Consider the following 16909-nt stretch of genomic DNA (forward strand, 5'->3'; position numbering starts at 1 on the left):
GCCGTCAGAACAGCAGCGCGATGGCGGCGAAGTCGGCGAGCAGCAACGCCAACCCGACTACGGGCACGATGAATCCGCGCCGGCGCAACGCGGTGAAGAAGGACACGATGATCGTCAACCCCGCTATCACCGGAGCGCCGTAGAGCAAGACGCCGTAGAGGATGCCGTTAGGACCCAGGTTGGGGCAGTTCGAACTGCATGCGGCCATGCTCATCGCCGCACCGACCGCCGAAATCATGATCAGCGCTGCGGCAGGAACCGTCAGGAGCGCGAGCACCCAGTTGACCACTCCACGCCGGGCACGGATCCGTCCGTCACCGTCGTCCGCAGTCTGCGGAAGGCTCTGATTGGAGATCTCCTCAGCGGTTTCCTTCTGTTGCAGGCTCATCCTGGTCGACTACCCAAGTGCGCTGGGCCGAAACATCGACGAACCCGAGCGGCTAACGCAGGCCCGCGCCCGCCCGGCGCAGGTCTTCGACGAACAGGTCGTAGTTCTGCTGTCGACGGTCACTGCGGTCACGCAACAACGCCGACGGGTGCACCGTCGCCATCACCGCCGGTTCCGGTGCCAGCTCGATACCGAGCGCTGCCGGCAGTTGCAGGCGTTCACCGCGCTGGGCGGTTACCCGAAACTTGTTGCCCAACAACGACTGTGCGGCTGTTGCGCCAAGGCAGAGGATCACTGACGGTTGCACCGCTTCGATCTCGGCCAACAGCCAGGGTTGACAGGCGACGACTTCGATTCGGCCGGGTTTCTGGTGGATGCGCCGCTTGCCCTCCCGGCTGAACTTGAAATGCTTGACGGCGTTGGTCTTGTAGGTCCGATCAGGGTCGATGTCGGCATCCTCCAGCGCGCGCTGCAGCAGCCGACCGGCCGGCCCGACGAACGGAAGTCCCTGCTGGTCCTCGTGATCGCCAGGCTGTTCGCCCACCAGCATCAACGGTGCGTCGCCGGGGCCGTGCCCGAACACCGTCTGCGTGGCGTCCTGATACAGCGCACACCCCTGACAGGTGCTTGCCGCGTGTTCGAGGGAACTCAGCGCGTGGTTGTCGGGCAGGAAGTTCTCCGCGCCCACCGCCGGTGCCGTCGCCATCGGACCTCACCGTCGCCGAGTGGCCCGGCGGTTTTCCTTCTTGATCGCTTCCACCAGTTCGTCTTTCGTCATCTTGGACCGGCCGGACACGTCCAGCCGTCGCGCGATGTCGAGCAGGTGTTTCTTGCTGGCGTTGGCGTCGACGCCTTCCTGCGAGGGCAACGGATTGGCCAGACCACCGCGCTCGGCTCGGTCGTCGGAGGGACCGCGTTGTTCCTTGGCTTCCCAGTGGTCGCCGACTTTCTCGTAACTGTGCTTCACCGCGGCAAAGGCGACCCGGTGCGCCCGCTCCTCGCTGCCGTACTGCTCGGCGGCCGCGTCGTGAGCTTTGGCGAAGGTGCGTTGCGCCTTGGCACTGGAGCGGCGCAGCGTGCCGGGAATTTCGTCCTTCTTGACCGCGCCGCTCTTCGTGGTCTTGGGCATCTCACACCTCGGTTCTGTTCGAACTCAGGAACTTTCGGCTTTCTGCTGCACCATCGTATAGGCCAGTTGCAGGAAATCGGCCCCTGCCAGCGCGGTGAAGGTGCCGGCCACCAGGCGGGTGAACTTGGGCGCGAAGATCAGTCCGATCGCGAAGCCGGTGGCGATCCACATGTCGAGGCAGAACGGGCAGGTCAGCAGTTCGCCGAGGGTGTGACGCAGCTGGCTGTCGTGCCGGGCTTCTTCGTTGACCTCGGCGGGCCCGCCGGCACCCTCATACTGCGTGAACGGCGCGCGAATCGGACTGGTGACGGGGTCCTTGGCGATCGTCCGGGACAGCTTGTGGGTACCCACCGTGACCAGGGCAAGATCCTGCAATCGCCAGCGATTCGGCAACCGGCGCCCGGTCGCGACTGCCAGTACCGTCGCCGCGACCACCAACAGGCTGTAAGCCGTCATGGACGCCACGTACCCTGCCATCGGCCGCGTCTCGTCGCCGCGATACTCGTCGGCTTCCCGCTGGGCGCGCGCGATCAACTCGGCACCGGCCTCGCTCACGTCACTCATTTGATACACCCTTGCACGAGAATGGATTACGTTTCGTACGCCGGATAGCGCTGCTGCTTCAGCGCCCGGGCCAGGTGGGCGGCGTTGCGGGCCAGCGCCGCCGTCGTCGATGCCACCGGATCGGGCACCTCGTCGAGGTCGTCGTAATTGACCGACTCCATCGCGCGGCCGGTCCAATAGGTACCGCCTTGGGCCGGAATGCTGAAGCCGATGTCGTTGAGCCCTTGGAACACGTCCGCGATGACCTTGTGCGCACCGTCCTCGTTACCCACCACACTGACGACGCCTACCTTGCCGACCATGGCCGGTCTGCCGTCGTCGTCGGTATTGGACAACTCCGCATCGAGGCGTTCCAGGACACGTTGGGTGACGCTCGAGGGGTGACCGAGCCAGATGGGCGTGCTGATCAGCAGGATGTCGGCGTCGAGGATCTTGCGACGGATGCCGGGCCACTCGTCGCCCTCGCCCATGTCGTCCTCGACACCGGGCAGAATGTTGTGATCCACGCAGCGGATCAACTCGGATTCGACGCCTGCTTTGCCCAGCTGCCCGGTGACGTGCTTGGCCATCAGTTCACTGCTCGATTCCCCGGGACTGGGCTTGAGGCTGCACACCAGGGCAACGGCACGCAGCGGAACCAGCGCAGGGTCGGTCATGGTGGGGTTCATACCCGCATATCGATCGACAAAACTTGGCCGGGTAGGCGCCGTCCGGGCAGGGTACCCGTCCGGGATGGATCAGTCGCAGGCACCGCTGCTGGACGCTTTACTCGACTATCACCGCTACAACCGCTACGGGTTCACCCCTCCCGGTCACCGACAGGGCGCCGGAACCGACGACCGGGTGCTGGCAGTCCTGGGCAAGGACCCGTTCCGCAGCGACGTGCTGGCCAGCGGCGGACTCGACGACCGGCTCAGCCGCGGGAAATACCTTTCGCGCGCCGAGGAATTGATGGCCCACGCGGTGGGTGCCGATACCGCGTTCTTCTCCACCTGCGGTAGCTCGCTGTCGGTGAAAGCGGCGATGATGGCCGTGGCCGGATGTGCCGAGGGCGGCTTGCTGGTAGCCCGCGACAGCCACAAGTCGATCGTTGCCGGGCTGATCTTCTCCGGGGTGCGGCCGTGCTGGATCACACCCCGCTGGGACGATGCACACCACTTCACCCATCCCCCGTCGCCGGAGCAGGTGCGCGATGCCTGGGAAAAGCACCCCGACGCCGCCGGTGCGCTGATCGTCAGCCCGAGTCCGTACGGCACCTGCGCCGACATCGAGGGCATCGCCGAGGTTTGTCACAGTTACGGGAAGCCTCTGATCCTCGACGAGGCCTGGGGTGCGCACTTGCCGTTCCACGAGGACCTGCCGACGTGGGCGATGGATGCCGGCGCCGACGTCTGCGTGGTCAGCGTGCACAAGATGGGGGCCGGGTTCGAGCAGGGATCGGTCTTTCACGTGCAGGGGGACCTGGTCGATGGGCAGCATCTTTCGGCGTGCGCCGACCTGCTGATGACCACCAGTCCCAACGTGATGATCTACGCCGCGCTGGACGGGTGGCGCCGCCAGATGGTCGAGCACGGCCAGGAGTTGCTGGGCGCCGAACTCGAGTTGGCCCACAATTTGCGGGCCAGGCTCGCCGACATCCCCGATGTCCTGGTGCTCGAAGACGAGTTGCTGGGCGAGGAGGCGTCGAAGGACCTGGACCGGACTCAGGTCCTGATGGACGTCTCGGCCACCGGGACATCGGGGTACCAGGCCGCGGACTGGCTGCGCGAGAACTGCCAGGTGGATGTGGGGATGAGTGACCATCGCCGGATCCTGGCGACGATGTCGTTTGCCGACGACGAGCACACCGCCGAGCGACTGGTGTCTGCCATGACCCAATGGCGCAGGGCCGCAGACGATTTCGAGAAGCCACCGCAGATCCGGCTGCCGTCACCCGACGAGCTGCAGCTGGATTCGGTGCAACTTCCCCGCGACGCGTTTTTCGGGCCGGCCGAGATGGTGCCCGCCGAGAAGGCCGCCGGCCGGATCGCCGCAGAGCAGATCACCCCGTATCCGCCCGGGATCCCGGCGGTGGTGCCCGGCGAGCGTCTCAACGAGGCCGTCATCGACTACTTGCGCTCCGGTGTCGAAGCGGGCATGAACCTGCCCGACGCGGCGGATCAGAGCATGCAGCAATTTCGGGTGGTCGCCCGAGGCTGATCACGCCGGCGGTCGGCCGTCGTCGCGAGCGTCCCGTACCGCGCTGCGCAGGCTACGGTTGGCCGAACGCAGATCGGTGTTGGCCGCGGACAGTTCGGCGTTGTCGTCTTCAAGGCTCAGGATCCGTGCGATTCCGGCCAGGTTGACCCCGGCGTCGACCAGGGCGCTGATGCGTTGCAACCGGGCCAGGTCGCGCGCGCTGTAGCGCCGTGTTCCTCCATCGCTGCGGGCGGGGGTGACCAAGCCGTGACGCTCGTAGAGGCGGAGTGACTGCACCGCGACGCCGGAGAGTTCCGCGGCAACGGAGATCCCGTACACACCGTGCTCGGGTGCCGGCGCTCCGGCGCCGCCAGGACGCTCGCTCATCAGTAGTCCCCTCCGTCATACGACAGAAAACTTATTTACCACACTTGCGATCTTCTAGCCAAGGTGTTATAAGAAATCTATGCCATCTGACATAGATCACTATGTCGCCCAGAATACAGATTGGAGTGAGAGGTGACCGCCATGCTGATGCGTACTGACCCGTTCCGTGAACTGGACCGCTTCGCCCAGCAGGTGCTGGGAACCGCCGCCCGGCCAGCGGTGATGCCGATGGACGCGTGGCGCGAAGGTGAAGAGTTCGTGGTCGAGTTCGACCTTCCCGGTGTCGACGCCGACACCCTTGACATCGACATCGAACGCAACGTGGTGACCGTGCGAGCCGAGCGTCCAAGCGTGGACCCGGACCGCGAGATGTTGGCTGCCGAACGGCCCCGTGGCGTCTTCAGCCGTCAGCTGGTCCTCGGTGAGAATCTCGACACCGAGCGGATAGAAGCCAACTACGACGGCGGCGTGCTGCGACTGCGCATACCGGTGGCCGAGCGGGCAAAGCCGCGCAAGATCTCCGTCGGTCGCGGCAACGGGCACCATGCGATCAACGACGAGACCAAGCGCGAAGTCATTAACGCCTAATCACACCCCGCAGTTCGGGTCGGCGACCTAGCTGCCGGTCGTCGCCCGGACCGCGGTTGGTTTCGTTTCCTCTTCGCCTACCGGAGCTGGGAATGGTCCAATCAGCTGCAGCAGATGCACGAGTCCAATGTCAAGCTGCGGGTGTTGGCCTAGCAGATTGTCGAAGACTTCCGCGGGGTCCCGCACGCCGTGCCGTCGCGAGCGACTTCGACCAGTTGCTACTGACCGCCTCCGCCCGCGTGGGCCAGGCCTGACCCTACTTCGATGCGCCTTCGGTGTCGTCGAAGAACGACCATTCGCCGTCGGAGTTCACTTCCATCCGCCAACCCAGCTCGGAATTGTCGGCGACCGTGTCGACGAACCACGCGTGGGCATCGTCGGCGCTTTCGATCTCCTTGGTCGCGACGACTTCGCCGTGCGGGTCGATAACTCTGAATTCAGCCATGCGACAGTGGTTTCCCACGTGGCCGTGTTTCAACCCCCGGCTATCCCCGGGCCACGATCACCGGCATGCGTGCCGAGTGCACAAGGGCGTTGCTCACCGAGCCCAGCAGCGCGCCCGCGATCGCGCCGCGCCCGTGACTGCCCACCACGACGAGCTGAGCCGATTCCGACCGTTCGACGAGTTGGCGGGCCGGCTGGTCGCACACCACCACCCGTTGCACGGTGACATCGGGATAGCGTTCCTGCCAACCGGCCAGCCGCTCGGCGAGGCTGATCTCGGCTTGAGTTTTGACCTGCGACCAGTCCAGGCCCGGAAGCTCGATCACTTCGCGGTCACTCCAGGCGTGCAACGCGATCAGTTCGACGCCGCGCCGCGATGCTTCGTCGAACGCAACCGCGGTGGCCGCCTCCGAGGCGGGGGAACCGTCGATGCCCAGCAAGACGGGAGCGCCGAGCGGGTTGGGCATCAGCGGGTCCTCGTCGTGGACGACGGCGACGGGACAGTCCGCGTGCCGCACCACACTGGCACTGACCGAGCCGAGCAGCAGCCGGGCCGCCGCACCCCGACCGGACGAGCCCACCACCAAAAGCTCTGCATCCTTTGACATTTCGACCATGGTGGCCACCGGTGTCGCGAACACCAGCTCGCTGTGGACAGTGAGTTCGCGGTCCGGGACGGCCGCTTGGGCGACCTCGACCGCTTCGGCGACGATCTTGCGCCCGCCGTCCTCCTGCCAGACCGCCCAGGTGTCCGGGTAGGGCATCGGCGGCCACGTCGCCACGTCCGCGTTGACCACATGCACGACGGTGAGTGCAACGTTTCGCAACGCCGCAGCACGGGCCGCCCAGACGACGGCGACTTTCGACGCGGGCGAGCCGTCGGCCCCGACCAGGACGCCGTGCGGCTTGGCGGATCCGGCTGTGCCTGAGCTCATTTCGCTGTCCCTTCGTCAGTCCATGCGGGCCGGCATCGCCCGGTCAAGGAGCTGTCGACAACCACCGTATCGGTTCCGGTCGTTGTCCGCGCCGGTCGAACGGCCTTCGACGGCAAGGACCAAAGGCCCCTGCTAGGAGTGGACGACGATGACCGGAATCTTCGCCGAGTGCGCCACCGTCGAACTGGTCGACCCGAGCAACAGGCCGGAGAACCCGCCGCGGCCGCGACTGCCGACGATCAGCAACTGCGCCCGCTCGGCCGCTTCCAGCAACCACTTCGCCGGGGTGTCACACACCAGCGAGCGCTGCACGTGGACGTCCGGATACTGTTCCTGCCACCCCGCCAGGCGTTCGGCGAGAACTTCCTGACCTTGATCTTGGCGGTCGTGCCAGTCCATTCCGAGGACCGGGAACACGCCGATGTCACTCCAGGCGTGCAACGCGACCAGGTCGACACCGCGGCGCGATGCCTCGTCGAAGGCCAGCGCCGTCGCGGCTTCGGAGGCCGGCGAGCCGTCGATACCCACCAGCACCGGCGCGTGCGGGTCCGGAGCGATGGTGCCGTCGCCGGAACGGATGACGGCGACCGGGCAGTGCGCGTGCTGAATCAGTGCGGAGCTGACCGAGCCCAACAACATGCGGCCCAACGTGCCCATTCCCTGGTTTCCGACCACCACCATCTGGGCGTGCTCGGACGCATCGACCACCGTGGGAACCACGCTGGCATAGACCACTTCGACGTTGACGGCGGGCGGCTGTGTATCGCTTTGCGACACGCTTTTGCGGGCGTGCGCGACGACGTGATCAGCGTTGTCCTTCTGCCAGTCCGGCATTTCGGTGTAGAGCTGGCCGACCGGCCAGCCGACCACCACCGGGGCGACCGCGTGCAGCAGGGTGAGGGGCACATTGCGCATCGCCGCCTCGTGGGTCGCCCAGGCTACGGCCGCGTCGGACTCCGCCGACCCGTCGATCGCGACCAGGATCCCGAATTCAGCCACAAGCCCCGATAGTAGTCGCCCAGATGGAGAATCGGCCGGTCCCCACTCGACGTTCTGCTGCACAGATGCAATCTCGACGGCCGAGCGCACGGCCCCGTTCGGTAGACCTCCCGCGGCTACCCTCAACCCCTGTCCCGCAACGTATTCAGCGTATTGACCACCCCCGCGACGTGCGAGTCGCTGAGTTTCTCGCCGTCGAAGACGTGATTGAGCAACACCTTCAGATCCAGCATCTGTTGCAGATAGACCAGGCAGGGCGGGCAGTCTCGGAGATGCCGCGCGACGATCGGGCCCCAGTGTCGCGGGTCGGAGTCGACCAGGTCGTCGACGAGCCGAACGAACTCGACGCAGTCGATCGCAGGGACGGTGTTGTCGTGACCGGTCATCGTTGATACCGCTTTTCCAATTCGTTGCGAAGGTTTACTCGGGCGCGGTAGAGCAGCGCGCGCTGCGCCTCGGCCGACAACTCCAGGATCTCGGCCGCCTCCTCCGACGAGGTGCCGACGAGATCGCGCAGGATGATCAGCTGTCGTTGCCGCACCGGCAACGTGTCGAGCGCCGCTCGCACGTACCCGACGAGTTCGCGGTGCATGGTCTGGTCTTCCGGCAGAAAGCGCCGCGATGGCGGCAGACGCCAGTGGCCGGCGTCGGGGTGACCTGCCGGGTGCATCCGCCCGGACAACGGGTCGGCATCCTCGGTGCCGAGCATCTCGTGTTCGCGGATCCGCGTCTCCCGACGGCGGTGCCGTGACGCGGTGTGTTTGACGATCCCGAACAACCAGGTCGCCACCGAGGATCGACCCTCGAACGACTCCGCCGACTTCAGCACCTGCACCCATGCTTCTTGCACCGCTTCCTCGGCCAGCGCAGCCGAGTCGACCAGCGTGCGAGCGAAGTTGACCATCGGCCGGTGGTAGTCGCGGACCAATGCGGCCACCGATATCCCCCCGACCAGGCGTTCGGGTTCCAATCCCTCGTGAACGACCACCGGCGGACTCACCGTCGACGGCCGTTCAAGAACACCCGTTCAGCTCCCAGCGCAATTGAGCTTCGGACGGCGACTGGACCGGGATGAATGCGGCCTCACGATATCGACGACTGGCCGGAGTCTTACTGGCATAGCCCTTGCCGCCCGCGGTACGAATCTCCAAAGCCACGCTGGCGCTGACGGTCTCGGCTGCGGACAGCCGTAGCGAGAGCAAGTCTCTCTTGCTGGGCGGCTCGGCTCCCCCGACGGCGCCGGCCAACTCGTCCAGGGCGGTCTCGGCTCGGTCGAGTTTCTCGGCGACCTGGTCGACCTCGCCGGCGAACACCGCGTTCACCCCGGTGAGTCCCAACTTGGCTTGTGCCACCGTGGTTTTGGCTAACCCAATGCACATCGCGGACTGCAGGACCAGGAAGGTGGGTCGGACCGCGCCGAGGAAACCTTCGAAGTCGGTGGCCAGCACCTGCTCGTCGGGAACGTAGGCGTCCGTCAACTCCAGGTACGAAGACGCCGTGCTGTCCATGGCCAGCAGCTTGAAATGGTCCCCGACCGTCACTCCGGGGGTGCTCAACGGCAGCGCCACGATCAGCTTCTCGCCACCGTCGGTGCGTACCGCGGTGACCAGCAGGGAGTCGTCGTAGAGGTTGGAAGCCCAGCGGATGGGACCACTGACCCGGTACCCGCCGTCGACCGTGGTCGCGGTGAGTTCGAGACTGCCGCAGCCCGCCAATTCTTTGAAGGCCGCGGCCATGCCCGTCACCCCCAGCGTGGTTCCGGTCAGCAGTGCCGGCACCGTCTCGAGGCCGAACGGCGTTGCGGCGCTGAGCGAATACTCCACCGCCATCCGGTTGGCCCACACCGCGAATCCGGTGCTCATGCACTCCGCGGAGATCAGTTTGATCACTTCGGCCATCTCGCGCAGCTTGCCGTCGGCGTTGCCCGGCGCTCCCACGCCCAGCAAACCGGCGGCACCGAGCGCCGCGAAGCTGCGGCGGGCGGTGTCCTCCCCGCGGTCCAGGGCGCAGGCATGGGCACGGATGTCTGCCAACAGCTCCGAGTCGAGCAGGCCGATGGCGGCGTCGGTCGTCGTGGTCATTGTGACTGCCTAGCCGATGGACAGCGCCGAGTCGACAGTTACAGGACGCCTGAATGTATTGACCACGGGCGACCACGCGATGGCGTTGTCGTGGATCTCCTGCAGCGTCTGATCGTCGGCGTCGCCGGCCAGAGTCACCTTGCAGCGCACGTCGGTGATGCCCAGGACCTTGCCGTCCGGAGTGTCGCCGACACCCCAGACCGCCGAGATGTCGATGTCGCCTTCCATCTCCACCTCGATCTTGGTCAGCGTCACGCCGCGGTGGGTGGCGTTGGCCAACAGGCCCACCGAGATGCACGATCCGAGTGCAGCCAGGCAGGCTTCGGATGGATTGGGCGCCGAGTCGTCGCCCAGCAGCGCCGGAGGCTCGCCCACCAGCATGGGCGCCAGATCCCGCACGTAGGTCATGTTCCGGAATCCGGACTCGCAGACCGTCTTGGCCTTCAAGGTCTTTTTGCCCGTGCTGGGGTCGGCCTTGGCGTTACACGACAGGCGGTCGAGGCCCTCGGCATCGATGATCAGCGCGTCGGTCATTGACTTCCTCCATTCCACTCGGGTTCATGGAGTTGGTGCCGCGCGCCTGCGAGAGCGTGACGGTGATCTACGCCACAGCGCTACGCCGGCTGCGTCACGAAGTCGATGAGCTCTTCGACCCGCCCGATCAGTGCCGGCTCCAAGTCGTTCCAATCGCGTACCTTCGACCGGATCCGCTGCCAGGCGCGCGCGATGTCGGCCTGGGTGGCATGCGGCCAGCCCAGCGCCTGGCATATCCCGTGCTTCCACTCGACGTGCCGGGGCACCGTCGGCCAGGCCTGCAGTCCGAGCCGCTGCGGCTTGACCGCCTGCCAGATGTCCACGTAGGGATGTCCGACCACCAACGTGTCAGCGCCGCCGGGGCCCCGTCGCACCGCCTCGGCGATGCGTGACTCCTTCGACCCGGCGACCAGGTGATCCACCAGCACCCCCAGCCGCGCCTGCGGGCCGGGTTGGAACTTGTGCACGATGCCGACCAAATCGTCGACGCCACCGAGGTATTCGACGACGACGCCCTCGATTTTGAGGTCCTCGCCCCAGACTTGAGCGACGAGTTCGGCGTCGTGGCGACCCTCCACGTAGATTCGGCCGGCCCGGGCGACCCGGGCGCGCACGCCTGGCACGGCGACCGACCCGGAGGCGGTGCGGCCGGCGGGCGCGGGGGCCGCGCGGCGTGGTGCGGTGAGTATCACGGGTCGGCCTTCCAGCAGGAAGCCAGGCCCCAGCGGGAACCCGCGGGTCTTGCCGTGCCGGTCTTCGAGGTCGACGCGTCCGTATTCGACGCGGACCACAGCGCCGACGTAGCCGGTCTGTGCGTCCTCGACGACCATGCCGAGCTCGACGGGCTGCTCGACCGAGCGGGGCTTACGCCGTCCCGACCCGGCCAGGACATCGGTTCCGTAGCGATCGATCACCCGGCAATAGTTCTTGCCGAGTGTGAATTTCACGACGAGACACGCCGCGGACGTGTCGCCGATTTCACTCTCGCGGAAGGGGCGTGGCGCGAGCAGACGGGATACGGCGACCGTCGGCGCCGAAGTAATGCAGGTGCCCCGGCTGCGGATGCAGACGCACCCGGCTGCCCTTGGCCGGCGGGTCGTAGCCGTCGGTGCGGGCGATGATGGGCCGGCCGATCACCGTGTCCGAGCCGGTGACCCGCCCGTACAGGTATGCGTCGGCGCCCAGTTCCTCGACCACGTCGACCTCCATCTCGATGCCGACGCTGCCGACCTCGAAGTGTTCCGGTCGAACGCCGACGACGATGTCGGTCGACGTAGCGGAAATCTCGCGCGGTATCCGGATCTCCCAGTCGCCGAGTGACACCGCGGAATTCAGTACCGGCAGGGTGAACAGGTTCATCGCCGGCGACCCGATGAAGCCGGCGACGAACACGTTCGCGGGGTTGCGGTACAGCTCGCGCGGCGGCGCGCATTGTTGCAGCACGCCGTCGCACAACACCGCGACGCGGTCACCCATGGTCATCGCCTCGACCTGATCGTGGGTGACGTAAACCGTGGTGGTACCCAGTTGCCGTTGCAGGGCGGCGATCTGATTGCGCGTCTGCACGCGCAGCTTGGCGTCGAGGTTGGACAGCGGCTCGTCCATCAGGAACACCCGGGGGCGGCGCACGATGGCCCGGCCCATCGCCACCCGCTGCCGTTGCCCGCCGGATAGCTCCTTGGGCTTGCTATCCAGAAAACGTTCCAGGTCAAGCATTTTCGCCGCGGCCAGTACCCGTTCGCCGATCTCGGACTTCGGTGTCTTGGCCACCTTGAGGGCGAAGCCCATGTTCTGCGCCACGGTCATGTGCGGATACAACGCGTAGTTCTGGAAAACCATCGCGACGTCGCGGTGCTTGGGATCGACATGTGTGACGTCAGTCCCGCCGATCCGGATACGGCCGGAGTCAACGGTTTCCAACCCGGCCACCATCCGCAGCGATGTCGTCTTGCCGCACCCGGACGGCCCTACCAGGACGACGAATTCACCGTCACCGACCTCAAGGTCCAGCCGATCCAGCGCCGCCCGGTCGGCGCCCGGATAGCGTCGCGTGGCCTGCTCGAAACTCACCGAAGCCATCGGCGCTACCCGCCCAGCCCGGTCATGGCGATGCCGCGGACGAAGGAACGTTGCGCGACCGCGTAGACGACGACCAGCGGTAGCAGGATCAGCATCGAGGTGGCCATCAACACCGGCCAGCGGGCGACGTACTCGCCACGGAGCCGGACCAGGCCCAGTGTCAGCGTCGCCAGGCTGTTGCGTTGAATCATCAGCAGCGGCCAGAGGAAGTCATTCCACACGCTGACCCAGGTGAGCACGGCCAGCACCACCACCGCCGGCCGCGCGTGGGGAAGCAGGATGCGCCAGTAGATCTGCCACGGCGAGCAACCGTCGAGTATCGCGGCCTCCTCCAGATCGGTTGGCAGCGTGCGGAAGAACTGCCGCATCAGATAGGTGCCGAAGGCGCTGCCGAACAATCCCGGGACGATCATCGCCCACGGGGTGTCGACCCAGCCCGCGGCCCGCATCAGCATGAACTGGGGAATCACCGTCACGGTCAGCGGCACCATGAGGGTGCCGAGATAAAGCAGGAACAACGTGTCACGGCCGCGAAAGTCCAGCCGCGCGAACGCATATCCCGCCAGCGAGCAGAAGAACACCTGACCCGCGGTCACGCAGCCGGCATAGAGCACGGTGTTGAAGAACATTCGCCAGAACGGCATCAACCCGAACACCTCGGTGTAGTTGGACCATTGCGGGCTGGACGGGAGGAGTCGGGGCTCGCTGATCTCGCCGTCCTTCTTCAGCGACCCCGACAGCGCCCACAGGATGGGAAACAGCGCGCACCAGGCGACGCCGATGAGCGCGGCGTACAGGGTTGCCGCGCGAATGCTGTTGCGTAACAGCGACCGGTCAGCCGAGGCCACGGGAATCCTCCCAGGAACGCCGCCGAAGGATCCGCAACTGCAGCACCGTCAACACCAGCAGGATGGCGAAGACGATCCAGGCCAGCGCCGAGGCGTATCCGAATTCCAGGAACGAGAACGCGTGCTGGAACAGCATGATGCCCAACACATAGGTTCCGGTTTCGGGACCGCCGTTGGCTCCGGTCAGTACGTAGACCAGATCGAAGGCCTGGAATGCGTGGATGATCGAGATGACAACCACGAACGACAGGGCGCCCCGGATCAGCGGCACGGTGATCGACACGAACTGCCGAACCTCGCCCGCGCCATCGACTTTCGCCGCTTCGTACACCGTCTCCGGAACGCCTTGCATCGCGGCCAGCAGGATCACGGTGGCGAACGGGACGCTGCGCCACACGCTGACCAGGCACAGCGAAACCATGGCCCAGCGCGGTTCGACCAGCCACGGCACCGGGCCGATCCCCACCCAGCCGAGCATGATGTTGAGCAGTCCGTTGTCGGTGTTGAAGACGAACTGCCAGACCACGGCCATCACCACCGAAGAGATGGCCAGTGGCAGGAAGACTAGGGTTCGAAAGACACTGATGCCCTTGATTTTCCGGTTCAGCAGTCCGGCGACGACGAGACTGATCGCTAGGGTCGGCAAGACGGTCCCCAGGGTGTAGATGACCGTATTGCGCACTGCTATCAGAAACAACGGGTCGGAGGTGAACAGGCGGTGGAAGTTCGCCACTCCGACGAACTCAGCCGGGGTGAACATGTCCCAGTCCTGGAAGCTCATGTACAGGGAGAAGCCCAGCGGAAACACCATGAAGACGACGACGGCGGCCAGGTTGGGGGCGACGAACAGGCGACCGGCCCACTCACGTCGGCGCGAACGGCGGATCTCGGGGCGTGCGTCGATGGCGGTCATGGGTTACGCAACACCTCGTCGACGGCTCGCGACAATCCGGTCAGAACACTGGCCGGCCGGGAACCTCGCAGCACCGGTCCGAAGTTGCGGTCCATCAGCGCCACGACTTTCTCCCACGCCGGGGTGATGGGCAGACCTTCGGATACCACCGGTCCGTCGGTGAGCACCGTGAGGTTGCCGATCCGTCGGTGTGCGCGGGCGAACCCCTCGGAATGCAGCGCGGACCGCAGCACCGGTACGAACAATCCCGATTCGCCGATCAGAGCCTGCCCGACCGGCCCGGCGGCGAATTTGACGAACTGCCAGGCCTGTTCCCTGCGTCGACTCGTCGCCGAGATGGCCAGACCGGTGACACCGATGTTCGAGCAAGCCTGCTGTGCGTTCGGACCCACCGGCAACGGCGCGACGTCGAAATCCAGGCCGCGCGCGCGGTCGAAAGTCTGGTAGCGCCAGTGCCCACCGAGCGCGATCGCCGCCCGGCCCGCCGAGAACAAGTCGGCGTTGGACATCGACTGCTGGTCGGAGGCGCTGGGCGAAACCTTGTGCTTGTTGATCAGGTCGGCGTAGAACTGCACCGCCTCGACGAAGGCGTCGTCGTCGAAGTTCAGGTGCGTCGGATTCGTCCGCGGAGTCGACCAACGGACGCCGTTGTTCATGGCAAACAGACCGGCCGCATAGAACGAGACCCACGCGTTGACGAAACCCCACTGGGTGATCCGGCCCGAGGCGTCGCGTCGGGTGAGAGCTCGAGCCGCGTCGAGGAATTCGCCGAAGCTCCAATGCTGTTGCCACGCGCGCGGCGGTGGCGCTACCCCGGCCGCGGCGAACATCTCCTTGTTGTAGAACAGGAAGTTCCCCGACCACTGCTCGGGCAGGGCGTACTGGCCGCCGTTGAACACGAACGAGTTCTGCAGCGTGTCGATGCTGTCCCACACGAGTTGCGCAGCGAAGGCGCGATCACCGGCCAACAAACTGTTGAGATCCAGCAGCACCCCACGATCGGCCAGTTCCGCGTAGGTCAACTCCCAGGTCATCAGCACGTCCGGGCATTTGCCGCCCGCACAGAAGGTCGACAACTGCTGCATCACGCCCGGACCGGACAGCAGCGCACGCACCTTGATATCGGGGTGCCGACGCTGAAATTCGTTGACCACCCGCATCCGTGGCCGGATCTCGTCGGGATTGGCCGCGAAGAAGAAGGTCAGGGCGTCGTCGTCGTCCGAGGAACACCCGCTCACCCACGGCGCCATTGCGGCTGCGGTGACCGTGCCCGCCCCCTGCAGCAGGCTGCGCCGCGCAAACGGCTTGTCGAACATGACGCTCCCGGTGTCGGCCGCAGTGCGGCATAGCGGACCTTAAGGGATTATCTTCCTCGCCACCAGCCGCGGCGTTGTCCAACGTCGCCGCCCGGCGAGTTCCGCGGCCGTGCCGCTCGGCACGACAGGCCCAATCAGCCTGGGAAGTAACGGATCTGGTTGATCCGATCGCCGCGCCGGGCCACATCGGCGAACAGGATGCCGCGTCCGCGCTCGGAGCTGACTCCCACGACGACGGTGGACCCGGCGCCGATCACTTTGGTCCACTTGCCGCCGCGGAGCCGCTCGGCGAGTCCGGCCAGATCGAGCGTGTCGTCGTCACCCAAAGTGATTGTGGCCGTGGCCGACAACGCGCCCGATGCAGTGGTCTCGTCGCGTCGGGTCAACGCACCCAGGAAGTTCTCGACGAGCTTCTTGTGACGCGCCCCGGCGCGGCGGAACCCGGTCATGAACCCGACGGTGCCGCGCGGACCCTGGTTGCCCAGCAATCCTCGGGCGAGGTGCACGCCGGGGGGCAATGCCCGCGCACCTGTCTTGAGGAACTGCAGCATCATCGCCGGCAGCTCCCAGTAGGCCCGCAGTCGCTCAACCTGCCACTCGCCGTTGACTTCTCGAAGGTCGTAACGCAGAAAGGCGGGAATGTACATGGTGACACCCGGACCCATGCCGACTTCGAGTTCGAGATCGCGTAACACGGCGCGGCCGCTGACGATGTCCAGATCCCGGTGGAACGTGATGTCGCGCGGACCGATGAAGGTGTCGTAGAAGCGATAGATCTGGTCGTGCCCGATGTGCGGACTCGACCCGACAGGGTCTTCGACCCGGCCGTCGTGTGCGAACACCTGCACCCAGGCGGCGCGGTCGTGCGCGGCCACCGCCTGCGGCGAGCGTTCCACCGTGGCCAGCAACTCGTCTCGCTCTGCTGTGGTCATCGCCGACTCCCGATCAACTCGACACCGGCGCTGCGCATCTCGCTCAGTGCGTGTGCGACGGACTCGGCCGAGACCCCCGCGGTCAGGTCCAACAGGACCGTGGTGGTCAACCCCGCCCGGACCGCGTCCCGCGCGGTGTGCCGCACGCAGTGGTCGGTGGCGACGCCGACCACGTCGAGGGCGTCCACATCGCGCCGGCGCAGCCAATCCAGCAGGGCGGTGCCACGCTCGTCGACACCTTCGAAACCGCTGTAGGCCGCGGCGTAGGCGCCTTTGCGGAAGATCGCTTCGATGGGCCGGGTGTCCAGATCGGGGTCGAACTGCGCTCCCACGCTGCCGGCCCGGCAATGCGGCGGCCACGACGAAGCGAAGTCGGGGTCGTCGGAGAAGTGGTCGCCCGGGTCGATGTGGAAGTCTTTGGTCGCGACGACGTGGTCGTAGCCGGGTGCACCCGTCAGATGGTCGTTGATCGACTGCGCCAGTGCGTGTGCGCCGGCCACCGGTACCGCTCCGCTCTCGCAGAAATCGTTCTGCATGTCGACGATGATCAGTGCCCGCACGGGGTACACCCTATCCCCCGCTGCAGGGACGGAG

22 protein-coding genes are annotated in these 16909 nt (G+C 66.2%); 2 read left to right on the forward strand and 20 right to left on the reverse strand.

Translation table 11 applies throughout. From position 1 onward, the window contains the following. Window positions 1–4: 4 nt before the first annotated feature. From AC5Y47_RS19710 to AC5Y47_RS19730, 5 genes are read right to left on the reverse strand one after another with little or no spacing between them, the layout of a single operon-like run. Window positions 5–388 (reverse strand): hypothetical protein, encoded by a 384-nt coding sequence (locus AC5Y47_RS19710; RefSeq protein ID WP_499945937.1) that lies wholly within the window; start codon window positions 386–388, stop codon window positions 5–7. A gap of 52 nt (window positions 389–440) precedes the next feature. Continuing rightward, a complete protein-coding gene (locus tag AC5Y47_RS19715; RefSeq protein ID WP_499945938.1) occupies window positions 441–1094 on the reverse strand; it encodes a UdgX family uracil-DNA binding protein in 654 nt (217 codons plus the stop codon). 6 nt (window positions 1095–1100) lie between these two features. Next, complete coding sequence (locus AC5Y47_RS19720) at window positions 1101–1517, reverse strand: ChaB family protein (protein WP_499945939.1); 417 nt, start codon at window positions 1515–1517, stop codon at window positions 1101–1103. Window positions 1518–1541: 24 nt separating this feature from the next. Further along, entirely contained in the window at window positions 1542–2081 is a 540-nt protein-coding gene (locus tag AC5Y47_RS19725; protein WP_499945940.1) for a DUF1360 domain-containing protein, read from the reverse strand. Window positions 2082–2107: 26 nt separating this feature from the next. Continuing rightward, complete coding sequence (locus AC5Y47_RS19730; protein WP_499945941.1) at window positions 2108–2737, reverse strand: flavodoxin family protein; 630 nt, start codon at window positions 2735–2737, stop codon at window positions 2108–2110. 76 nt (window positions 2738–2813) lie between these two features. On the opposite strand from AC5Y47_RS19730, the gene AC5Y47_RS19735 reads away from it, so the two are divergent. Further along, window positions 2814–4280 carry an aminotransferase class I/II-fold pyridoxal phosphate-dependent enzyme gene (locus tag AC5Y47_RS19735; RefSeq protein WP_499945942.1) on the forward strand — a complete coding sequence of 489 codons (1467 nt, stop codon included), beginning with the start codon at window positions 2814–2816 and terminating at the stop codon, window positions 4278–4280. Here AC5Y47_RS19735 and AC5Y47_RS19740 read toward each other — a convergent pair whose 3' ends face one another. Then, window positions 4281–4646 (reverse strand): MerR family transcriptional regulator, encoded by a 366-nt coding sequence (locus AC5Y47_RS19740; protein ID WP_499945943.1) that lies wholly within the window; start codon window positions 4644–4646, stop codon window positions 4281–4283. A gap of 141 nt (window positions 4647–4787) precedes the next feature. On the opposite strand from AC5Y47_RS19740, the gene AC5Y47_RS19745 reads away from it, so the two are divergent. Beyond that, window positions 4788–5234 carry an Hsp20/alpha crystallin family protein gene (locus AC5Y47_RS19745; protein ID WP_499945944.1) on the forward strand — a complete coding sequence of 149 codons (447 nt, stop codon included), beginning with the start codon at window positions 4788–4790 and terminating at the stop codon, window positions 5232–5234. Between the two features lie 256 nt (window positions 5235–5490). Here the strand turns inward: AC5Y47_RS19745 and AC5Y47_RS19750 are convergent, their stop codons facing one another. The 14 genes from AC5Y47_RS19750 to AC5Y47_RS19815 form a co-directional block, all read right to left on the reverse strand. Beyond that, the gene (locus AC5Y47_RS19750; protein WP_499945945.1) at window positions 5491–5679 is read right to left on the reverse strand and encodes a hypothetical protein; all 189 of its coding nucleotides are present in this window, start codon (window positions 5677–5679) and stop codon (window positions 5491–5493) included. Window positions 5680–5719: 40 nt separating this feature from the next. Continuing rightward, the gene (locus AC5Y47_RS19755; protein ID WP_499945946.1) at window positions 5720–6613 is read right to left on the reverse strand and encodes a universal stress protein; all 894 of its coding nucleotides are present in this window, start codon (window positions 6611–6613) and stop codon (window positions 5720–5722) included. A gap of 132 nt (window positions 6614–6745) precedes the next feature. Further along, window positions 6746–7612, reverse strand: coding sequence for a universal stress protein (locus AC5Y47_RS19760; protein ID WP_499945947.1), 867 nt, complete (start codon window positions 7610–7612; stop codon window positions 6746–6748). Between the two features lie 122 nt (window positions 7613–7734). Further along, window positions 7735–7998 carry a hypothetical protein gene (locus tag AC5Y47_RS19765; RefSeq protein WP_499945948.1) on the reverse strand — a complete coding sequence of 88 codons (264 nt, stop codon included), beginning with the start codon at window positions 7996–7998 and terminating at the stop codon, window positions 7735–7737. Then, window positions 7995–8600, reverse strand: coding sequence for an RNA polymerase sigma factor (locus AC5Y47_RS19770; RefSeq protein ID WP_499945949.1), 606 nt, complete (start codon window positions 8598–8600; stop codon window positions 7995–7997). The genes AC5Y47_RS19765 and AC5Y47_RS19770 overlap by 4 nt, the downstream gene beginning before the upstream one ends. A 25-nt stretch (window positions 8601–8625) precedes the next feature. After that, window positions 8626–9693, reverse strand: coding sequence for an acyl-CoA dehydrogenase family protein (locus AC5Y47_RS19775; RefSeq protein WP_499945950.1), 1068 nt, complete (start codon window positions 9691–9693; stop codon window positions 8626–8628). Between the two features lie 9 nt (window positions 9694–9702). Next, window positions 9703–10227, reverse strand: coding sequence for an OsmC family protein (locus AC5Y47_RS19780; RefSeq protein WP_499945951.1), 525 nt, complete (start codon window positions 10225–10227; stop codon window positions 9703–9705). Window positions 10228–10307: 80 nt separating this feature from the next. Then, entirely contained in the window at window positions 10308–11141 is an 834-nt protein-coding gene (locus AC5Y47_RS19785) for a DUF3097 domain-containing protein (RefSeq protein WP_499945975.1), read from the reverse strand. A gap of 64 nt (window positions 11142–11205) precedes the next feature. Further along, entirely contained in the window at window positions 11206–12306 is a 1101-nt protein-coding gene (locus AC5Y47_RS19790) for an ABC transporter ATP-binding protein (protein WP_499945952.1), read from the reverse strand. 5 nt (window positions 12307–12311) lie between these two features. Continuing rightward, window positions 12312–13154 carry a carbohydrate ABC transporter permease gene (locus tag AC5Y47_RS19795; protein WP_499945953.1) on the reverse strand — a complete coding sequence of 281 codons (843 nt, stop codon included), beginning with the start codon at window positions 13152–13154 and terminating at the stop codon, window positions 12312–12314. Continuing rightward, window positions 13141–14067, reverse strand: coding sequence for a carbohydrate ABC transporter permease (locus AC5Y47_RS19800; RefSeq protein ID WP_499945954.1), 927 nt, complete (start codon window positions 14065–14067; stop codon window positions 13141–13143). The genes AC5Y47_RS19795 and AC5Y47_RS19800 overlap by 14 nt, the downstream gene beginning before the upstream one ends. Next, window positions 14064–15383, reverse strand: coding sequence for an ABC transporter substrate-binding protein (locus tag AC5Y47_RS19805; protein WP_499945955.1), 1320 nt, complete (start codon window positions 15381–15383; stop codon window positions 14064–14066). Before AC5Y47_RS19805 ends, AC5Y47_RS19800 begins: the two co-directional genes overlap by 4 nt. A gap of 134 nt (window positions 15384–15517) precedes the next feature. Beyond that, complete coding sequence (locus tag AC5Y47_RS19810; protein WP_499945956.1) at window positions 15518–16315, reverse strand: nuclear transport factor 2 family protein; 798 nt, start codon at window positions 16313–16315, stop codon at window positions 15518–15520. Continuing rightward, window positions 16312–16875, reverse strand: coding sequence for an isochorismatase family protein (locus AC5Y47_RS19815; protein ID WP_499945957.1), 564 nt, complete (start codon window positions 16873–16875; stop codon window positions 16312–16314). The genes AC5Y47_RS19810 and AC5Y47_RS19815 overlap by 4 nt, the downstream gene beginning before the upstream one ends. Window positions 16876–16909: the final 34 nt, after the last annotated feature.

It is taken from the genome of Mycobacterium sp. NGS22 (genome assembly GCF_059813095.1).

Bases quoted from the DNA above. Each gene is read 5' to 3' on its own strand.
- AC5Y47_RS19710 (WP_499945937.1), bottom strand. From the start codon at position 388: ATGAGCCTGCAACAGAAGGAAACCGCTGAGGAGATCTCCAATCAGAGC.
- AC5Y47_RS19715 (WP_499945938.1), bottom strand. From the start codon at position 1,094: ATGGCGACGGCACCGGCGGTGGGCGCGGAGAACTTCCTGCCCGACAAC.
- AC5Y47_RS19720 (WP_499945939.1), bottom strand. From the start codon at position 1,517: ATGCCCAAGACCACGAAGAGCGGCGCGGTCAAGAAGGACGAAATTCCC.
- AC5Y47_RS19725 (WP_499945940.1), bottom strand. From the start codon at position 2,081: ATGAGTGACGTGAGCGAGGCCGGTGCCGAGTTGATCGCGCGCGCCCAG.
- AC5Y47_RS19730 (WP_499945941.1), bottom strand. From the start codon at position 2,737: ATGACCGACCCTGCGCTGGTTCCGCTGCGTGCCGTTGCCCTGGTGTGC.
- AC5Y47_RS19735 (WP_499945942.1), top strand. From the start codon at position 2,814: ATGGATCAGTCGCAGGCACCGCTGCTGGACGCTTTACTCGACTATCAC.
- AC5Y47_RS19740 (WP_499945943.1), bottom strand. From the start codon at position 4,646: ATGAGCGAGCGTCCTGGCGGCGCCGGAGCGCCGGCACCCGAGCACGGT.
- AC5Y47_RS19745 (WP_499945944.1), top strand. From the start codon at position 4,788: ATGCTGATGCGTACTGACCCGTTCCGTGAACTGGACCGCTTCGCCCAG.
- AC5Y47_RS19750 (WP_499945945.1), bottom strand. From the start codon at position 5,679: ATGGCTGAATTCAGAGTTATCGACCCGCACGGCGAAGTCGTCGCGACC.
- AC5Y47_RS19755 (WP_499945946.1), bottom strand. From the start codon at position 6,613: ATGAGCTCAGGCACAGCCGGATCCGCCAAGCCGCACGGCGTCCTGGTC.
- AC5Y47_RS19765 (WP_499945948.1), bottom strand. From the start codon at position 7,998: ATGACCGGTCACGACAACACCGTCCCTGCGATCGACTGCGTCGAGTTC.
- AC5Y47_RS19775 (WP_499945950.1), bottom strand. From the start codon at position 9,693: ATGACCACGACGACCGACGCCGCCATCGGCCTGCTCGACTCGGAGCTG.
- AC5Y47_RS19780 (WP_499945951.1), bottom strand. From the start codon at position 10,227: ATGACCGACGCGCTGATCATCGATGCCGAGGGCCTCGACCGCCTGTCG.
- AC5Y47_RS19790 (WP_499945952.1), bottom strand. From the start codon at position 12,306: ATGGCTTCGGTGAGTTTCGAGCAGGCCACGCGACGCTATCCGGGCGCC.
- AC5Y47_RS19800 (WP_499945954.1), bottom strand. From the start codon at position 14,067: ATGACCGCCATCGACGCACGCCCCGAGATCCGCCGTTCGCGCCGACGT.
- AC5Y47_RS19805 (WP_499945955.1), bottom strand. From the start codon at position 15,383: ATGTTCGACAAGCCGTTTGCGCGGCGCAGCCTGCTGCAGGGGGCGGGC.
- AC5Y47_RS19810 (WP_499945956.1), bottom strand. From the start codon at position 16,315: ATGACCACAGCAGAGCGAGACGAGTTGCTGGCCACGGTGGAACGCTCG.